Raw genomic sequence first — 16,686 nt, forward strand, 5'->3', positions numbered from 1 at the left:
ACGTTGAAGGTTGGGAAAGTGGCTTTCGCAACACGGCGGCGGCGGAACTAAGCCACCAGCGCGAAACTCGAGTAGTACTCGCCCGAAGGCTCCCGCGTACCGGTCCGGTCCGGGCTGACCTCGGCGCCGACCCAGCCTTGGAACGCGCCCGCGTCGTCGATCACCTGCAGCAGCGGGCGGACGTGACTGTTGCCGAGGTAACAACCGTTGTAGGACAGGCATTCGCACCAGAACTCGTAGCTGTTGCGCCGTCCGCCGAAAGCGTCGCTCAGGTAGTAGAACCGCCTGTCGCCGGTGTCGATGATCTTCTTCGCGCAGGCCTCGTAACCCTCACCGGGCGGACAACAGGAGGTCGGGGCGCATCCGGAGTCGTACTGCACGAACCCGAGACAGGAGCCGTCGTCGCAGTTGTTCCACCCCGGGCCGACGCCCAAGGCACCGCTGCTGCCCCGGGTCCAGTTCGTGATCGCGCGTCGGTTCACGCCCTGCCCTTCGAGCAGGTACGACCGCTGGGTCGCGCGGACCGAGCTCATCGGGGCCTTGCTGGTCTGCGCGAGGGAGGCGTTGCTGCCGTAGGCGATGCCGCTGGTGATCGAGTAGTTGTCGCTCACCAGTTGCAGACGGCCCAGGCCCGGCCTCGTCTCCGAGACGGCCCACGTCTCCGTGAGGTTCACGGGGGTGGTGGTGCCGTCAACGGTGCTGCTGGTCCAGTTGATCGCCACCTGCCCGGAATTCTCGGCGTAGGTGCCGGTGAAATGGCCGTTCGGGGCGCCGGTGAAGCCGGGCGCGGTCTTGATCGGGCAGTTGTTGCGGGGGTTGGTGCCCGGTGCCCAGTCCCCGCAGTAGTAGACGTCGCCGCTGTCGACCGGGACGGGGAAGCCAGCCTGGCTCCAGGTCCAGAAGTTGTGCGCGACGGTGTTGTCGGCCGGGTTGAACACGAGATAGCCGAGGCGGACGTAGTTGCGGTCGGCGTCGGTCCGGAAGCCGCCGACGCTCACCACCCAGTTCTGCTTGCCCGACGGCGCGGACACACTCCTGGCTTGGGACGCGCCGACGAGGAGCGTCGAGGCGAGGACGGACAGGACCACGATCGCGAATACGCGTAACCGTTTTCTCCCCATGCGAGGAGCTAACCAGGTCAGCCCGCTTCAGGTCGAGAATCTCCAGCGTATCGCCAGTCGACATCACCCACTTCGCCCGCTTTCGCGGCGCGACGCCCGACGACGAACACATAAAGTAAGAACGCGACCTCGGCGACTACTCCGATTCCGATCCGGGCCCAGGTCGGCAGCCCCGACGGGGTCACGAAACCCTCGATCACTCCCGAGATCAGCAGGACGACGGTCAGCCCGAGGGCCATCACCACGACCGAGCGCCCTTGTTCGCCGAGCGCCGCCGTCCGGGACCGGCGTCCCGGGTCGATGACCGTCCAGCCGAGCTTCAGCCCCGTCCCCGCCGCGACGAACACGGCGGTCAGCTCCAGCAGGCCGTGCGGCAGGATCAGCCCGAAGAAGACGTCGAGCCGCCCGGCGGAGGACATCAGCGCCGCGCCGATCGCGAGGTTCAGCGAGTTCGCCCAGAGCGCGTAGATCACCGGGACGCCAAGCACCACGCCGAGGAACAGGCAGGTCGCGGCCACCCACGCGTTGTTGGTCCAGACACGCGCGGCGAACGAACCCGCGGGATCGGACGAGTAGTACGTCTCGTACTTCCCGCCCGGCGCGGTCAGCTCCTTGAACTCCTCTGGCGAGGCCAGCGACGCGAGCACCTGCGGGTCTCCGGCGATCCACACCGCCGCGATCGCCATCACCGCGATCGACGCCGCCGCCGACGCCAGCCACCAGCGACGGCTCAGGTACAGCGCCGCCGGGAACCGGTGGGTGAAGAAGAGGCCCACCTCGCGCCAGGCGGGGCTGTGCGAACCGGTGACGGCCGAGCGCGCCTTCGCGACCAGGCCGGACAGCTGCGCGACGAGCACCGGGTCGGGCGCGACGGAGCGGATGATCGAAAGATGCGTCGCGACGCGCTGGTACAACGTCACCAGCTCGTCGGCGTCCGGGCCGCTGAGTTTCCCGGCGCGGCCGACGAGGTCACGCAGCCGGTTCCATTCGGCCTGGTGCGCGGCGACGAACACGTCCACGTCCAACTCGGAGCCCTCCCGGCGATCGTCCTTGGTCGCCCAGCCTATTCGTCACTACGCTTGCCAGGTGGAACAAGAGTCCGAACTCGTCACCGGCGAGGCCGTCGTCCTGGACGTGCGCGCGGCGAAACTGGCCAGCCGCGGGCTCGCGATGATGGTCGACGTCGCCCTCCAGCTGGTCGTCCTGTTCATCGCGATGCTGGTGTTGAGCCAGGTCGCCGTGTTCGGCGACGAGGCGCTGGCGCTGACCCTGTTCCTGGTGACCGTCGTGCTGATCATGGTCGGCTACCCGGTGATCTTCGAGACCCTCAGCCGCGGCCGCACGCTCGGGAAGATGGCGCTCGGCCTGCGGGTGGTCCGCACCGACGGCGGCCCGGTGCGGTTCCGGCACGCGCTGGTCCGCGGGCTCGCCGGGTTTTTCGTCGACTTCTGGGCGCTGGGCATGCTCGGCGTCGTGGCGGTGGTCACGTCGCTGTTGTCGCCCAACGGCCGCCGCGTCGGCGACTACCTGGCCGGCACGCTGGTGATCCGGGAACGCATGCCCGCGTCGCGGACGCCGTACGTCGGGATGCCGCCGCAGCTGGCGTATTGGGCTTCGCAGCTGGACCTGACCCGGCTGCCGAACGATCTCGCGCTGGCCGTCCGCCAGTACCTGGGCCGCACGAGCGAGCTTCGGCCCGAAGCGGCGGAAGCGCTCGGGTACGGGCTCGCGCAGCAGGTCGCGGCGGCGATCGGGGCGCCGGTGCCGCCGGGGGTGCCGTCCTGGGCGTACCTGTCGGCGGTGCTGGCCGAGCGGCGGCGACGGGACCAGGCGAAGCTGCAGCCCGCGGTCCAGTACGGGACGCCGGTCGCGCAGTCCTATCCGCAGTCCTATCCGCAGCCGGTCACCCCACCGCAGGCTCCCGCGGAACCTGCCCCGGAGAATCCCTTCGCGCCTCCGAGCTGACCGGCAACGTCGCATAGCCGCCGCTCGGGTGGGTCGTGAGTGGTAAAGAGGGCTATTGAGGGGTAAGTCAAATGTGGTGCGTTGTGCCGTCTGAGGCATCGGTGTCCACAGTGGTCACTTTCCGGACACCATGCGCCCGCCTTATGCCCGTAAGTCCGGTTTCGCGGGGAGTCGTGAGTGGTAAAGAGGGTTAGAACGACCATTGTCACTCACGACCCCCTGGGCAATACTACGCAAAGTACCCAAATCGGACGCCTCGAAAACTGTCCTTTTGGGACAGTCTGAGGGCACGGTGCTGGGTCTCGGTGACGAGCCCACTAGCACCGCCGACTCCCCACACCACCTTTGACTTACCCTCAATAGAACGTCAGTCGCCACTCACGACCTACGCGGCCAGGCCGGCACTCGCGCGTGACTGAGTGGACGGCACGTGTGATCAGACGGACGACACACGTGATCAGACGGACGACACTCGCGCGGCCGGGGTGCCGCCTTGTGTCGTCCGCCCAGTCACGCGTGTCGTCCCGCTGGTCACGCGAACCCGCCGCCGTACGGGACTTCACGGACAGTCGCGGATCAGGAGACGTCGGCCGACTTCGCCGCCCACGTGTTGCACTGGAACATCCGGTTCTTCTGCGCGCCGTGCTGCCACCACGAGACCGCGTGCGCGTCGGAACCGTGGTCGCGCGGGCCGCCGTTGTGGTCGCCGCGGTCCTGGGTCTGCCAGGCGTCGCGGTACATCGCCTGATCGACCGAGCCGCCGCGCCCCACCGTCGAACCCAGGAAAGTCCCGGAGAGACACTGCGCCGAAAGCTCGTTGCGCCGCGACATCTCCAGGCCCGCCGCCGAGTCGGTGCCCGCTTCGTATCGCGCGTCCCAGTAAGCCTCCGAGATCCCCGAAAGCGCCTGGATGTGATGCGCGTATTCGTGGGCGAAGACCGCCAGATAGACCCCGGGCCGGTTGCCGTATTGAGGGACCTGAAGGCCTTCGTACGGCATGTACAGCGTCTCGTTCTGCGAGCAGTAGAACGCCGCCACCGAGCCGCCGCTGGCGTCACCGCACGGGCTCGACCAGTTCTTGCCGGACGGGTACTTCACGGTCGGGACCCGGAACGGGAGCTTCGTGTAGTTCATGACCTGCTGCCAGACGCTGTCCAGACACGGCCGCGCGCTTTCGAAGAACGCCGCCGCCGCGTCCGGGTTGTTCGCCCAGCGCGAGAGGTTGCACGGCTGGTTCGGCAGGCCGACCTGGGAATCGAGCCACAGCGGGTTGTCCGCCAGCTTGTGGTGCGGTTGCGGGCCGGACGGGGCGCGGCTGGCGGACGTCGCCCGGGTCGAGCCGGTCGACGTCTCGCGCGTGCCGGTCGCATCACGCGAACTGGTGGCCGTCGTCGACGACGCCGTGTCGCTGGACGTCGTCGTCGTATCGTCCGAAGAGGACGTTGACGAATAGCTGGAGTAGCCGACGTCCGCGACGTGTTTCGACTTGCCGTTCGCGATGGTGATCACCATGAGCAGCCCGCCCATGACCGCCATCACCGCCACGATCGCGACCGCCGCGATGACCCCGCCGTTCGACTTCTTTGCTTGATATCCCCCGTAGGGCGCGAAAGCCGGCTGAGCGAAACGCGGGCCGTACGGAAGCTGCGGCGGGCCGACGGCGCCGGGCCGGAACGGGACCGGGGCGCCGATCCGCGGCGGCGGCAGCGGTGCCGCACCCGGCGGGGGCAGCGGGATGCCGCCGCTCGGCGGCCCCGGCGGAACCGGCGTCGGCCGGGAAATCGGCGGACGACCGGGCGGGACGGCGCCCGGCCGGTTCGGCGGCGGCATCGGCGGGCCCCCGCGCGGCGGAAGCGGACGCGCTCCCGGCGGCGGGAGCGGACGGCCACCCTGCGGTGGAAGCGGACGGCCACCCTGCGGTGGAAGCGGACGGCCGCCCGGTGGCGGGAGTGGCCGGCCGCCCTGCGGCGGGCGGGGTGGCTGACGTGGCGGTGGCGGAGTCGGCCGGCGCCGCGGATCAGGCGGGCCGGGCGGCTGCTGGTTCATCGAGTGGATCCCCCATGCGGTTCGGCAACGCCGTTCGCCCAGGTGGCGGGATTCGGCGTTTCGGCGGTCAGCATAGATCGGCTGCCCTAGAGTGTGTGGCTGTGTTGACGAAATGGGGGACGGCGGTCGTGGCCGTCGCGGCGAGCTCGGCCTTGATGGCCCCGCCGTCGGATACGAACGTTCCGGAGGCGCCCGGAGCGGGCCCTTCGCTGAGCAACGCGCCACAATTGCCGAAGCCGCCGCCGCTCGGCGCGCGCGGTCAGCTCGGGCTGCTCCAGCCGCCGAGCGGAGCGTCCGCGAACGTCGCGGTGAAGGTGGAACGCGACGGTTCGCTGTCGATCACCGAGCAGGTGACCGTCCCGGGTGGACAGCACCTGGTGCGCCGGATCCCGTTCAAGGTTCCCGCGGGCGAGGAGCAGGACCGCGTCTACGGGATCCGTGACGTCTCGGTCGAAGGCGCGGGCAAGGCCGAGCCGAACGGCGAACAGCTGGTCGCCACCTTCGACGGCGGCGCGGCCACCCTCAAGTACAAAGTGGACGGTGCGGTCGCGGACGTCAACGGCGCGCAGCAGGTGCGCTGGCAGGTCGCGAGCGGCTGGGACGGCGAACTGTCCCGCGTGTCCGCTTCGTTCAGCGCGCCGACGCGCGAAATGCCCACAGTGGACTGTTTCGCCGGGCCGCTCGGTTCGGACCGGCAGTGTTCGCTCGCGGAGACCGACCACAGCGGTGTCGTCCGCATCGAGCAGGACAAGCTCGCGCCGGGCGAACGGGTCGACCTCGCCGTCCAGCTCCCGGCGGGCACGGTGCCCGCGAACGCGCGGTTCGAGCAGATCGCCTCGGTCGGCGGCGCCTTCGCCCTCACCACCCTCGCCGGTCTCGGATTCGGGGCGCTGGCCCTGTTCCTGATCCTCGGCGCGCTCGCCGTCTGGCTGCTGCGCCGTCGTGACCGGGGCGCGCTCGCCGCGGGCACCGGCCCGGTCGACGTCCTCATGCGGGACGGTGATCGGGTCTCCTTCGCCTCGCCCGACGGGGTCCTGCCCGGACAGGTCGGGACGGTCGTCGACGAGACGGTCGACGTCGTGGACGTCAGCGGAACGGTCGTCGACCTCGCGGTCCGCAACTACCTCTGGATCGCCGAAGTGCGCGGCGCCGGAACGGTCGATTGGCAGATCGCGCGCCGCAACGCGCCGGACGAGCACCTCGCCGCCTTCGAGCGCGAGATCTACACCGCGCTCCTTCCCGAGGGCACCGATTCCGTGCTGCTGTCGGAACTCCGCGGCCGCGGCACCGTCGATCTCCGTGTCGCGGGCGAGGCGATGTACGCCGACGTCGTGCGCAAGGGCTGGTTCTCGCGGCGGCCGGACAAGGGCAAGAGCAAACTCACATGGGCGGGGCTCGGGCTGATCGCGCTCGGTCTCGTGGCCACGGTCGTCCTGACCTTCACGGCCGGCCACGCGCTGCTCGGCGTCGCGGTCGCGCTCGCCGGGATCGCGACGCTGCTGGGCGCGTCGTGGGTGCCCCCGAGGACTTCGCGCGGCAGGCGACTGGTCGGCCAGGTCCGCGGGCTGCTCGAATACCTGCACACCGTCAAGGTCGCCGACATCCCGCTGGGGGACCGGGAAATGGTGTTCTCCCGGTCGCTGCCGTACGCCATCGTGCTCGGCGACACCGAACACTGGCTCCGGACGTTCGATGGGCTCGACCCGTCGGCGGACGGTTCGGCCGGGCTGTACTGGTTCGGCGGGCTGGAGGGCGATCGGGATCTGCGCCGGTTCGCCGCGCATCTGCCGTCGTTCCTGTCCGCTTTGGACGGTCTGCTCGCCGAATCCGGGCATCTGCGCTCGCTTCGCCCGGAACCGGTCCCCGCCTGACGTGAACACTCGCAATTCGTCCTCTGAATGCGGTAGTTGCACACGCAAGTACCGCATTCAGAGGACTAAACGCGTGCTGTTGCCGGTGCTTCTCCTGCTGGTGCTGGGCGCGGCACCGGCGGGAGCGCAGAGCGAACCGCAGCTGCCCGCACTGCCGAACAGCGCGGAGATCTCGCTCAAGGTGGAACGCGACGGTGCCCTCACGGTCGTCGAGGCGGTGTCCGTGCCGAGCGAGGCGACGATGACCCGCCGGATCCCGCTCCGCACGGCCGCCCCGCGCGACCGCGACCGGATCATCGGCATCCGCGACGTCGTCATCGAGGGTGCGGGCAACGCCGAGCTGACCGGCGAAGAGTTCACCGTCAAGCTCAAGGGCGGCACCTCGATCGTCCGGTACACAGTGGACGGTGCGGTCGCCGAAGCCGACGGCCTGACGCGGGTGAGCTGGCAGCTCGCGGGCGGCTGGGACGCCCGGCTCGAACTCGTGCGCGCGAGCTTCGCCGCGCCGGCCATCCCGAACGCGGTCTCCTGTTACGCCGGGCCCGAGGGTTCGCGCGCGCACTGCGCGACCGCCCAGATCGCGCATTCCGGGCTGACCCGGTTCAGCCAGCAGAAGCTCGCGCCCGGGCAGCGGATGGAGATCTCCGTCGAACTGCCCGGCGGCACCGTCCCGGCGAACGCGCGCCTGGAGCCGTCGAAGACCTTCGCCGGGGCGTTCGTGCTCACCGCCCCGGTCGGCTGGGCGTGGGGTGGCTTCGCACTCGCGCTGGTCGCGGCCGCCGTCGGGCTGGCCCTGCTGCGGAGGCGGGACAGGCACCCGGGCGACGCGCTGCCGGTCCAGTTGCTCACCGGAAAGGCGTTCTCGTCACCCGACGGCGTGCTTCCCGGACAGGTCGGCACCGTCCTCTCGGGCCGCGCCGACGCCGTCGACCTGGCCGCGACGGTCGTCGACCTCGCCGTCCGGAACTACCTCTGGGTGAGCGAGGAGCCCGGCGAGCTGACCACCTGGCGGCTCGTCCGCCGCAATCCACCGGACGAGCAGCTGACCGCCTACGAACGCGCGGTCTTCGACGCGCTGCTCCCGGACGAACGCGAGTCCGTGCTGCTGCCGGAGATCCAGGCCGCGCGGATCGGCATCGAATCGGTGCGGGACGCGCTGGACGACAGCGTCGTCGAACGCCGCTGGTACTCGCGGCTGCCGGGCAGGCTGCCCCGCGCCGGCCTGCGGATCTGCCTCTACGGTCTGTTCCTCACCGTCCTGCTGGCCCTGACCGTCGGCTACGCCCAGCTCGGGCTGGTCGTCATCGCCGCGGGCGCGGTACTCGCCGTCGCCGCCCGGTGGCTGCCGGTGCGCACGGGCGCCGGCGTCGTGCTGCACCGGCGGCTGCTCGGCGTCCGCGACGCGCTGCTGGCGACCAAGGCAACGGCCGTCCCGAAGCTCGAACGCGAGGTGCTCCTGTCGCGGGCGCTGCCGTACGCGCTCGCTCTCGGCGAACAAGAACGGTGGGTCGCCGGATTCGCCGAGCTGAAGGGGCCGCCCAAGATCTACTGGTACGGCAAGGAAGAGGACGGCGAAGTCCCGATCGCGCGGGTGAGCGACTTCACCGCCGCGCTAGTGGGAACCTTCGCCGCGACCCGCCAGGGCCGTCGCCTGGAGGCCTGAGTAGCCCGTAGGGTGGTGCGCATGGCCGATCCCGAGCTTGTCCGATTCACCCTCGACAACGGTCTGCGCGTGGTGCTCGCGCCCGACGCGACCGCTCCGGTGGTGGGTGTCAGCGTCCACTACGACGTGGGCTTCCGTTCCGAGCCCGAAGGGCGCACCGGTTTCGCGCACCTCTTCGAGCATTTGATGTTCCAGGGGAGCGAGAGCCTGGAGAAGCTCGCGCACTTCCGGTACGTCCAGTCGAGTGGTGGCAGCTTCAACGGCTCCACCCATCCGGACTACACGGACTACTTCGAGGTCCTCCCCGCCGCGGCTCTCGAGCGCGCCCTGTTCCTCGAAGCGGACAGGATGCGGGCGCCGAAGCTGACGCAGGAGAACCTGGCCAACCAGATCGACGTGGTCAAGGAGGAGATCCGCCTCAACGTGCTGAACCGGCCGTACGGCGGGTTCCCGTGGATCCTGCTCCCGCCGGTGCTGTACTCCACGTTCCCCAACGCGCACAACGGTTACGGCGGTTTCGAGGATCTCGAACAGGCCACCTTGGACGACTGCGCGGCCTTCTTCGACACCTACTACTCGCCCGCGAACGCGGTGCTGACCGTCGCCGGTGACTTCACCGTCGAGGAGGCCCGCGAGCTGATCGAGAAGCATTTCGGCGACGTGCCGCACCGGCCCGCGCCGCAGCGCCCGTCGTTCGCCGAGCCCGCCCCCGACGGCGAACTGCGCGGCGAGCACGTCGACCCGCACGCCCCGCTGCCCGCGGTCGGCGTCGGCTACCGCATGCCGGACCCGATCAACGACCTCGACGGCTACCTGGCGAACCTCGTGCTCGCCGGCGTGCTGACCGACGGCGACGGCTCCCGGCTGCAGCAGCGGCTGGTGCACCGTGAGCCGCTGGTCGTCGACATCGGCGCGGGCGCCGGGCTGTTCGGCCCGTTCGAGGCGCGTGACCCGGACACGTTCACCATCACCGCGATCCACCCGCACGAGGTGAGCACCGACCAGGTCCTCGCCGCGCTGGACGAGGAACTGGAGAAGCTGGCGGCCACGCCGCCGGAGGACCAGGAACTGAAGAAGGTCACCGCGCGCTGGGCCGCGAGCCTGCACTCCGAGCACGACAAGCTGGTGTCCCGCACGCTGGCCCTCGGCTCGTTCGAGCTGCTCTACGGCGACGCGTCGCTGGTGTACCGGCTCGCCGAGAAGATGTCGGCGGTCACCGCGGAAGCCGTTTCGGCGGCGGCGAAGGCGCTGCGGCCGGACTCGCGCGCCGTTCTCGTGGTCCGTCCCGGCAGTTCCGAACAGGAAGGTACCGAGCAGTGAGCGCACCGCACCGCACCGCCGAGGAGATCGGCCGCACGGCCGCCGGGCCGCGTCCGGTCCCGTCGCTGGGGACGCAGCGCGCCGCCGCGGATCTGTCCCATGTGGACACCACGCTGAGCAACGGGCTGCGGGTGCTCGCCGTCCGCAAGGCCACCGTGCCGCTGGTCGAGCTGCGCGTCTGGATCCCGTTCGCCGGCGAGGACAAGCTGCACCCGGCCACCGCCGAGGTGCTGGCCGAGACCCTGCTGACCGGCACCGCCCGCCGCGACCGCATCGAGATCGACGCGGATCTGGCGCTGATCGGCGGTGACCTCGCGTCCGGCGTCGACCCGGAACGCCTGGTCATCACCGGCACCTCGCTGGCCGACGGCCTCCCGACGATGCTCGACGTCCTCGCCGACGCGCTCACCGGCGCTTCGTACGCGGACGCCGAGGTCGAGCGGGAACGCGAGCGGCTCATCGAGCGGATCGCGGTGTCCCGCACGCAGCCGAGGACGATCGCCCGCGAGGCGCTGCAGAAGCACCGCTACGGCGACCACCCCGCGGTCCGCGAGGTCCCGCAGGCCGAAGACGTGGCCGTCGTGACGCCGGACCAGGTCCGCGCGCTGCACCGGGCTTCGGTGCTGCCGCGGGGATCCGTGCTGGTGATCGTCGGCGACATCGACCCCGAGACCGTGATCGGCGACCTGGAGAAGGCGTTCGGCGGCTGGGCTTCGGACCGTTCCGCCGTTCGTTTGCCCGCGCTGCCCGAACTCACCGGCGGCAATGTCCTGCTGGTGCCGCGGGCCGGTGCGGTGCAGTCGCAGATCCGGCTGTCCGCGCAGACCGTGTCACGCACGGACCCGCGGTACCCGGCGCTGCAGCTGGCGAACCTGGTCTACGGCGGGTACTTCTCCTCGCGGCTGGTCGAGAACATCCGTGAGGACAAGGGTTACACCTACAGCGCGCACTCCGGTTTCGAGTTCACCGACCAGACCGCCGTGGTGAACGTCGACGCGGACACCGCGACCGACGCGACCGCCGCCGCGCTCCTGGAGACGCGGTACGAGCTGGCCAGGCTCGGTCTCGTGCCGCCGACCGCCGAAGAGGTGGAGTCGGTTCGCCAGTACGCGATCGGTTCGCTGGTCACGGCGGCGTCGTCGCAGGGCGGCCTGGCCGCGCAGCTGTCCGCGCTCGCCGCGACGGGGCTGGGCGTCGAGTGGCTCGCCGGGCATCCGGAGCGGCTCGCCTCGGTCACCGCCGAGGACGTGGCGAACGCGGCGCTGGAGTTCTTCGCGCCCAAGCGGTTCACCGGGGTCGTCGTCGGCGACGCGGATGTCCTCGCGCCGAAGCTGACGGCGCTGGGCGACGTGACCGTCGGGGAGCCCTCCTGATGGAGACACCGTTCGGGTTAGGGGCGCTCCCGACGCTTTCGCGCTCCACGGCGGACCGTCAGGAGTCCTTGCGTACCAACCCGGACAGGTTGGCCGAGCGCTGGCCGAACGCGCGCGTCGTGCTGCTCGACGAGCACGCGCGCACCCCGGTGGTGGAGGGTTCCGGCACGCTCGCGACCCGTAAGTCGCAGGACTTCGGCACCGAGCCGCCCGCCGACGCGGTCTTCCTGGGGGAGTGGCAGGGCACCGACTACTGGTCGCTGCCCGGCCGCCCCGCCGGGGAGACCGAGACCGTCGAGATGGCGGGCAGCTGGGGCGTCGTGGAAAGCGTCCCGCGGCACGACGGTGAGATCTGGGTCGACCTGCGTGGCTACGGCGATCTGCTCGACGACACGTCGGCCGGGCTGTTCACCACCGCGCAGGCGTTGCTGACCTGGCGTCGGCAGGCGAAGTTCTGCGCTCGATGCGGGAGCCCGGTCGAGGTGGTCCAGCTGGGCTGGGCGAGCAAGTGCACCGGCTGCGGCCGGGAGGAGTATCCGCGCACCGACCCGGCCGTGATCTGCCTCGTGCACGACGACGCCGGGGTCAACGGCGAGCACGTCCTGCTGGCCCGGCAACCGATCTGGCCGCCGGACCGGTACTCGATCCTCGCCGGTTTCGTCGAGGCGGGGGAGTCGCTCGAAGGCTGTGTCGAGCGGGAGATCCGCGAAGAGGTCGGCGTCGAGGTGAGCGACGTGCGCTACCTCGGGAGCCAGCCGTGGCCGTTCCCGCGGTCGATCATGCTCGGCTTCACCGCCAGGGCGGACATCTCCGCTCCGCTGGTGCCCGCGGAAGGCGAGATCGAAGAGGCGTTCTGGGTTTCGCGCGACGAGGTGCGGTCCGCCTTCGCGAACAGCCAGCTGCGGAACGCGGGCGCCGTGCCGACCCCGATCGCCGGCGGGACACGGCAGCTGGTGCTGCCGGGGAACTCGTCGATCGCGCGCGTGATGCTGGCGGCCTGGGCCGGCGTCTAGCCTCCGAACACGCGAGTTCCGTCTCCGAACACGCGAGTTACGCCTTTGATCACGCGAGTTCGGCGTTCGGTCACCCGGTGATCCCAGTGTCCGCTAATCTCCTGCCGTCCGGTTTCAAGATCATCGAGTTAGGACACTGGGGAAAGCATGAAGAACACCTTGCGGCGGTTCGCCGTCGCCGGAGCCGCTGCCGCGGCCATCGTTTCGTTCAGCGCCGTGAACGCGGGAGCGGCGCAGGCCTCGGACTACGAGTACTTCGGTTCGTACAGCCAGGAGGACTGCGGCATCACCGGCCACCACGGCCAGATCGCCGGGGACTGGAACGGGTGGATGTGCTACCCCTCGCCCACGCTCCCCTGGGTGTACGACCTGTACGTGCAGCCCAACTTCTGATTCATCACCGCGTCGCCGAAGGGCGGTTTCGCGCGGTGGGGGCATCGGATGCCGCGACCGGCAAGCCCGACGCCCGACGCCGGATAGGCCAAACAGTCCGTGAAGGCCTCCTTGAGGGACCCAGAGTCCCTCAAGGAGGCCTTCACGGACTCAAGCGGGTCGTCAGGCGAGCGCGATCGCGTTGTTGACGGCCGTGACGGTCTCGGCGGGATCGTCGACCGTGAGCACGAGCCGGTTGAAATCCTCGGCCTCGTCGAGGGTGATGACGACCGTGTTGTCGAACCCGGAGATGTTCCAGAACTGCCGGTCGCCGTCGGCGTGAAAGGTGCCGGCGAGTTTCCCGGGGATCCGCAGACCCGGCCCGCGCCACCCCTTCGGCTCGTCGCGCATCCCCGGATCGTGTGTCGCGCCGCGTACGTGGGCGAGCGGGATTTCGAGCCGCCGGGTGAAGGACCAGATCTTGTCGATCCCCACCGGCTCGACCACCAGGCGGTCTCCGGTGATGGTGATCCGGTTGTTGCTCATGTCGTTCCTCCGTTGTCGATATCCGGCAATCCGGCACGGGCCAGCAGCCGTCGTCCCAGCTGGTCCGGGGTCGTCCCGAGGTCCTGGACGACGGCTCGGACCCGGGCGCGCAGCCGCTCGTCGTCGGGGGCGAGTTCGAGCAGAGCGATCAGCAGGACGTCGAGCCGCCCGGTGTCGTCCTGATCGTTGGCGACGTGTTCCAGCACCCGGGCGAACAGGCCGTGCTTGCTGCCGAACGCGCCATACAGGCTTCCCCGGTGGACACCCGTCGCCTCGACGAGGTGATCGACCGAGGTCGCGTGGTATCCCCGCTGCCGGAAGACCGCCGCCGCGGCTTCGATCGCGGTCGTCTCGTCGAACTGTCGTGGCCGGGCCATGGGTTTGAGAATAGTCATTCAAGAATGACCGGTCAAGAACTCCGATGGCGGTCACGCGTGCTTGAACGGACGGCATGTGTGATTAGACGGACGGCACGTGTGATTGGACGGACGGCACGCGGTTGACGTTCGAGCCGTCCGGCCAGTCACGTGTGCCGTCCATCGGATCACGCGTGTCGTCCGTCCAATCACGTGGTGGCCACCCTCCGCGCCGGTGCGCATACCCACTGTGCGGGACATCCCAAGCGTTACCTCCCCGTTTCCCGGCCCCGTTGACGACTGTGGCTCGGCTCACTACAGTCCCCGGAAACCGTCTGTAAAGTTTCCTAACGAAGTCGGGAGAGAGCCCCAGTGCGAGCCGGCAGTCCGCGAATGCTGCGCGAGATCAACGATCGCGCGGCCATCGAGGTCCTCCTCAAGGACGGTCCTCTGACGCGCTCCGAGCTCGAGGTCGCCATCGGCCTGTCGAAGCCCGCGACGGCGCAGCTGCTCACCCGTCTCGAACAGGACGACATCGTCACGAAGGCGGGCGTCCGCGGCGGGGGCCGCGGCCCGAGGGCACAGCTCTGGCAGGTCAACGGCGGCGTCGCCTACGTCGCGGCCGTGGATCTGACCCCGCAAACAGCCGATTTCGTCGTTTCCGACGTCACGGGCGCGGTGCTCGCCGAGTACCAGGTCCCGCTGCCGGTCCACGAGGGCGCGGACGTCGTCGGCACGTTCGGCGCGGCGCTCACCCACGTCGCCACCGAAGCCGGGCTCGCCACCACCGACCTCCGCCACGTCGTCATCGGCGCGCAAGGCGCCTTCGATCCCCGCACCGGCCTGCTCTCCTCGGCACCGCACATCCCCGGCTGGCTCGGTTTCGACGTGCCGCGCAGGCTCAGCGCGGAGCTCGGCGTCGAGGTCACCATCGAGAACGACGTCAACCTCGTCGCGATCGTGGAGATGACGGTCGGCCAGGCCGTCGGGCTCGACGACTTCGTGATGATCTGGCTCAGCGACGGCGTCGGCGGCGCGGTGGTGGTCGGCCGCAGGCTGTTGCGCGGCGCGACCGGCGGTGGCGGCGAGATCGACTGGATGCGCGTCCCCGACCCGGTTTCCGTTGCCACGGCGAAGAAAAAGACCCGCGAGGGAGATCGCTTCGGCGACCTCGTCGCGTCACCGGCCGTCGTCGAGCTGGCCGCCGCGCACGGTATCGAGGCCGGGACCGGAGCGGACGCGGTCACCAAGGCCCGCGAAAGCCGCAACGATGCCTTCCTCGACGACCTCGCCCGCCGTGTCGCGGGCGGAGCGGCCAGCCTGATCGCGGTCGTCGACCCCGAACTCGTGCTTCTTTCCGGTGACACCAGCCGGGCCGGTGGCGACGAATTCGCCGCGCTGGTCGCGAAAAGGCTGCACGAACTGGTCCTGCCCCGCACCCCGGTCGGGGTCGCTTCGGTGCAGGGCAACGCGGTCCGCGCGGGCGCGCTGCAATCGGCGCTCGCCACCGTCCGCAGGGACGTCTTCGGCGTCAACACCCCTTCGCTCCTCGGGCCGAGACGGTCCGGGGCGGGAGAGCCGAACCCGATCGTGGCTGTCCCGGATTCACGAACAGAACCACCGTCTCCCGCCCCAACCAACTAGGAGGAGGGTCATGAGTTCCACGACCCAGGTTCGGAGAAGCGGCCGCCGTTGGCGCGGCTCGATAGTGCTCGGCGCGGTCACCGTCGCCGCGCTGGTGTCCGCCTGTTCGGGTGCCGCAAGCGGCCCGAACGGTGGGGCGGGCGACGCGGCGGCCGCCCCCGCCGCGGACGCGAAGCTCACGCTGACCGTCTACAGCAAGTTCACCGACCGTGAGTACAACGTGGTCACCGCCGGGCTCAACAAGCTCAAGGCGAAGTTCCCGAACATCGAGATCAAGCACGAAGGCCAGCAGGACGACGACAAGATCACCCAGTCCATCCGCGGCGGCAACCCGCCGGACGTGGCGATCTCGTTCTTCACCGACAACCTCGGCGCGTGGTGCTCCACGGGCAGCTTCCAGGATCTCAAGCCCTACATCGACCGCGACAAGATCGATCTGAACCAGATCCCGGACGCCGTCCGCAGCTACACCGAATACCAGGGCAAGCGCTGCGCCATGCCGCTGCTCGCCGACGTCTACGGCTTCTACTACAACAAGGACATGTTCGCGGCGAAGGGCATCACGTCGCCGCCGAAGACGACCTCGGAACTGTTCGAGGCCACCAAGAAGCTGACCGAGTTCAACGCGGACGGCTCCATCAAGGTCGCCGGTTTCCTGCCGTCGATGCCGTTCTACGCCAACATGGCGCAGTACTGGGCCCCGAACTTCGGCGCCACCTACCTCGGCGCCGACGGCCAGTCGCACCTCGCCGACAGTCCCGAGTGGAAGGCGATGTTCGACTTCCAGAAGCAGCTGGTCGACTTCTACGGCGGCCACGCCAAGGTCGAGCAGTTCAAGGCCGGTCTCGGCGAGGAATACTCGGCGGACCACGGTTTCCAGCGCGGCAAGCTCGCGATGATGATCGACGGCGAGTACCGCACCGCGTTCATCAAGGACCAGGCGCCGGAGCTCAAGTTCGGCACCGCGGCCCCGCCGGTGCTGGACAGCAAGCCGGACCGCTACGGCGGCGCGTTCACCACGGGCACGATCATCGCGATCCCCAAGGGCGCCAGGAACCCCGGCGCGGCTTGGGAACTGATCAAGCAGGTCACCCTCGACACCTCGACGCTGGTCGAGCTGTCGAACGGCCTGAAGAACGTGCCGAGCACCAAGGCCGCGCTGACCGACCCGAAGCTCGAGGTCACGCCGGAGTTCAAGACGTTCCTCGATCTGTACAACGGCGGGAAGCTGATGCCCAACCCGTCGACCCCGATCGGTGACGCGCATCTGAAGGCCGTCAACGACTTCGCGGAGAAGTGGCAGGCGGGCAACGTCCCCGACATGATCGCGGGGCTCAAGCAGGTCGACGCTCAGATCAACGACGAGCTCGCCCAGAAACGCGCCGGCGGCTGATCG

The 16,686-nt window shown here is 69.7% G+C and carries 14 protein-coding genes; 9 read left to right on the forward strand and 5 right to left on the reverse strand.

Annotated elements, in window-relative coordinates; translation table 11 throughout:
* Positions 1-47 precede the first annotated feature (47 nt).
* Both ACFWIW_RS29975 and ACFWIW_RS29980 read right to left on the reverse strand, forming a co-directional pair.
* The gene (locus tag ACFWIW_RS29975) at positions 48-1,121 is read right to left on the reverse strand and encodes a hypothetical protein (RefSeq protein ID WP_378371561.1); all 1,074 of its coding nucleotides are present in this window, start codon (positions 1,119-1,121) and stop codon (positions 48-50) included.
* A gap of 17 nt (positions 1,122-1,138) precedes the next feature.
* Complete coding sequence (locus ACFWIW_RS29980; RefSeq protein WP_240595468.1) at positions 1,139-2,146, reverse strand: stage II sporulation protein M; 1,008 nt, start codon at positions 2,144-2,146, stop codon at positions 1,139-1,141.
* A 61-nt stretch (positions 2,147-2,207) separates the two neighbouring features.
* On the opposite strand from ACFWIW_RS29980, the gene ACFWIW_RS29985 reads away from it, so the two are divergent.
* Positions 2,208-3,086 carry an RDD family protein gene (locus tag ACFWIW_RS29985; protein WP_378371562.1) on the forward strand — a complete coding sequence of 293 codons (879 nt, stop codon included), beginning with the start codon at positions 2,208-2,210 and terminating at the stop codon, positions 3,084-3,086.
* Between the two features lie 576 nt (positions 3,087-3,662).
* Here ACFWIW_RS29985 and ACFWIW_RS29990 read toward each other — a convergent pair.
* Positions 3,663-4,916 (reverse strand): neutral zinc metallopeptidase, encoded by a 1,254-nt coding sequence (locus tag ACFWIW_RS29990; RefSeq protein ID WP_378371563.1) that lies wholly within the window; start codon positions 4,914-4,916, stop codon positions 3,663-3,665.
* A 317-nt stretch (positions 4,917-5,233) separates the two neighbouring features.
* On the opposite strand from ACFWIW_RS29990, the gene ACFWIW_RS29995 reads away from it, so the two are divergent.
* The 6 genes from ACFWIW_RS29995 to ACFWIW_RS30020 all read left to right on the forward strand — a co-directional run bounded on the left by ACFWIW_RS29995 (position 5,234) and on the right by ACFWIW_RS30020 (position 12,765).
* Entirely contained in the window at positions 5,234-7,003 is a 1,770-nt protein-coding gene (locus ACFWIW_RS29995) for a DUF2207 domain-containing protein (RefSeq protein WP_378371615.1), read from the forward strand.
* Positions 7,004-7,076: 73 nt separating this feature from the next.
* The gene (locus ACFWIW_RS30000) at positions 7,077-8,666 is read left to right on the forward strand and encodes a DUF2207 family protein (RefSeq protein ID WP_378371564.1); all 1,590 of its coding nucleotides are present in this window, start codon (positions 7,077-7,079) and stop codon (positions 8,664-8,666) included.
* Between the two features lie 21 nt (positions 8,667-8,687).
* The gene (locus ACFWIW_RS30005; protein ID WP_378371565.1) at positions 8,688-9,986 is read left to right on the forward strand and encodes a M16 family metallopeptidase; all 1,299 of its coding nucleotides are present in this window, start codon (positions 8,688-8,690) and stop codon (positions 9,984-9,986) included.
* Entirely contained in the window at positions 9,983-11,359 is a 1,377-nt protein-coding gene (locus ACFWIW_RS30010; protein ID WP_378371566.1) for a M16 family metallopeptidase, read from the forward strand. The genes ACFWIW_RS30005 and ACFWIW_RS30010 overlap by 4 nt, the downstream gene beginning before the upstream one ends.
* Positions 11,359-12,372, forward strand: coding sequence for an NAD(+) diphosphatase (nudC, locus tag ACFWIW_RS30015; RefSeq protein ID WP_378371567.1), 1,014 nt, complete (start codon positions 11,359-11,361; stop codon positions 12,370-12,372). Before ACFWIW_RS30010 ends, nudC begins: the two co-directional genes overlap by 1 nt.
* A 147-nt stretch (positions 12,373-12,519) precedes the next feature.
* Positions 12,520-12,765 (forward strand): hypothetical protein, encoded by a 246-nt coding sequence (locus ACFWIW_RS30020; RefSeq protein WP_378371568.1) that lies wholly within the window; start codon positions 12,520-12,522, stop codon positions 12,763-12,765.
* A 162-nt stretch (positions 12,766-12,927) separates the two neighbouring features.
* Here the strand turns inward: ACFWIW_RS30020 and ACFWIW_RS30025 are convergent, their stop codons facing one another.
* Together ACFWIW_RS30025 and ACFWIW_RS30030 are read right to left on the reverse strand one after the other, a co-directional pair.
* Complete coding sequence (locus ACFWIW_RS30025) at positions 12,928-13,290, reverse strand: hypothetical protein (RefSeq protein ID WP_378371569.1); 363 nt, start codon at positions 13,288-13,290, stop codon at positions 12,928-12,930.
* Positions 13,287-13,667 (reverse strand): TetR/AcrR family transcriptional regulator, encoded by a 381-nt coding sequence (locus ACFWIW_RS30030; RefSeq protein ID WP_378371570.1) that lies wholly within the window; start codon positions 13,665-13,667, stop codon positions 13,287-13,289. Before ACFWIW_RS30030 ends, ACFWIW_RS30025 begins: the two co-directional genes overlap by 4 nt.
* Positions 13,668-14,039: 372 nt before the next feature.
* Between ACFWIW_RS30030 and ACFWIW_RS30035 the strand changes: the two genes are divergently transcribed.
* Complete coding sequence (locus tag ACFWIW_RS30035; RefSeq protein ID WP_378371616.1) at positions 14,040-15,290, forward strand: ROK family protein; 1,251 nt, start codon at positions 14,040-14,042, stop codon at positions 15,288-15,290.
* Positions 15,291-15,300: 10 nt separating this feature from the next.
* A complete protein-coding gene (locus ACFWIW_RS30040; protein ID WP_378371571.1) occupies positions 15,301-16,683 on the forward strand; it encodes an extracellular solute-binding protein in 1,383 nt (460 codons plus the stop codon).
* Positions 16,684-16,686 lie beyond the last annotated feature (3 nt).

It is taken from the genome of Amycolatopsis sp. NPDC058340 (assembly GCF_042723975.1).
GTDB lineage: Bacteria > Actinomycetota > Actinomycetes > Mycobacteriales > Pseudonocardiaceae > Amycolatopsis.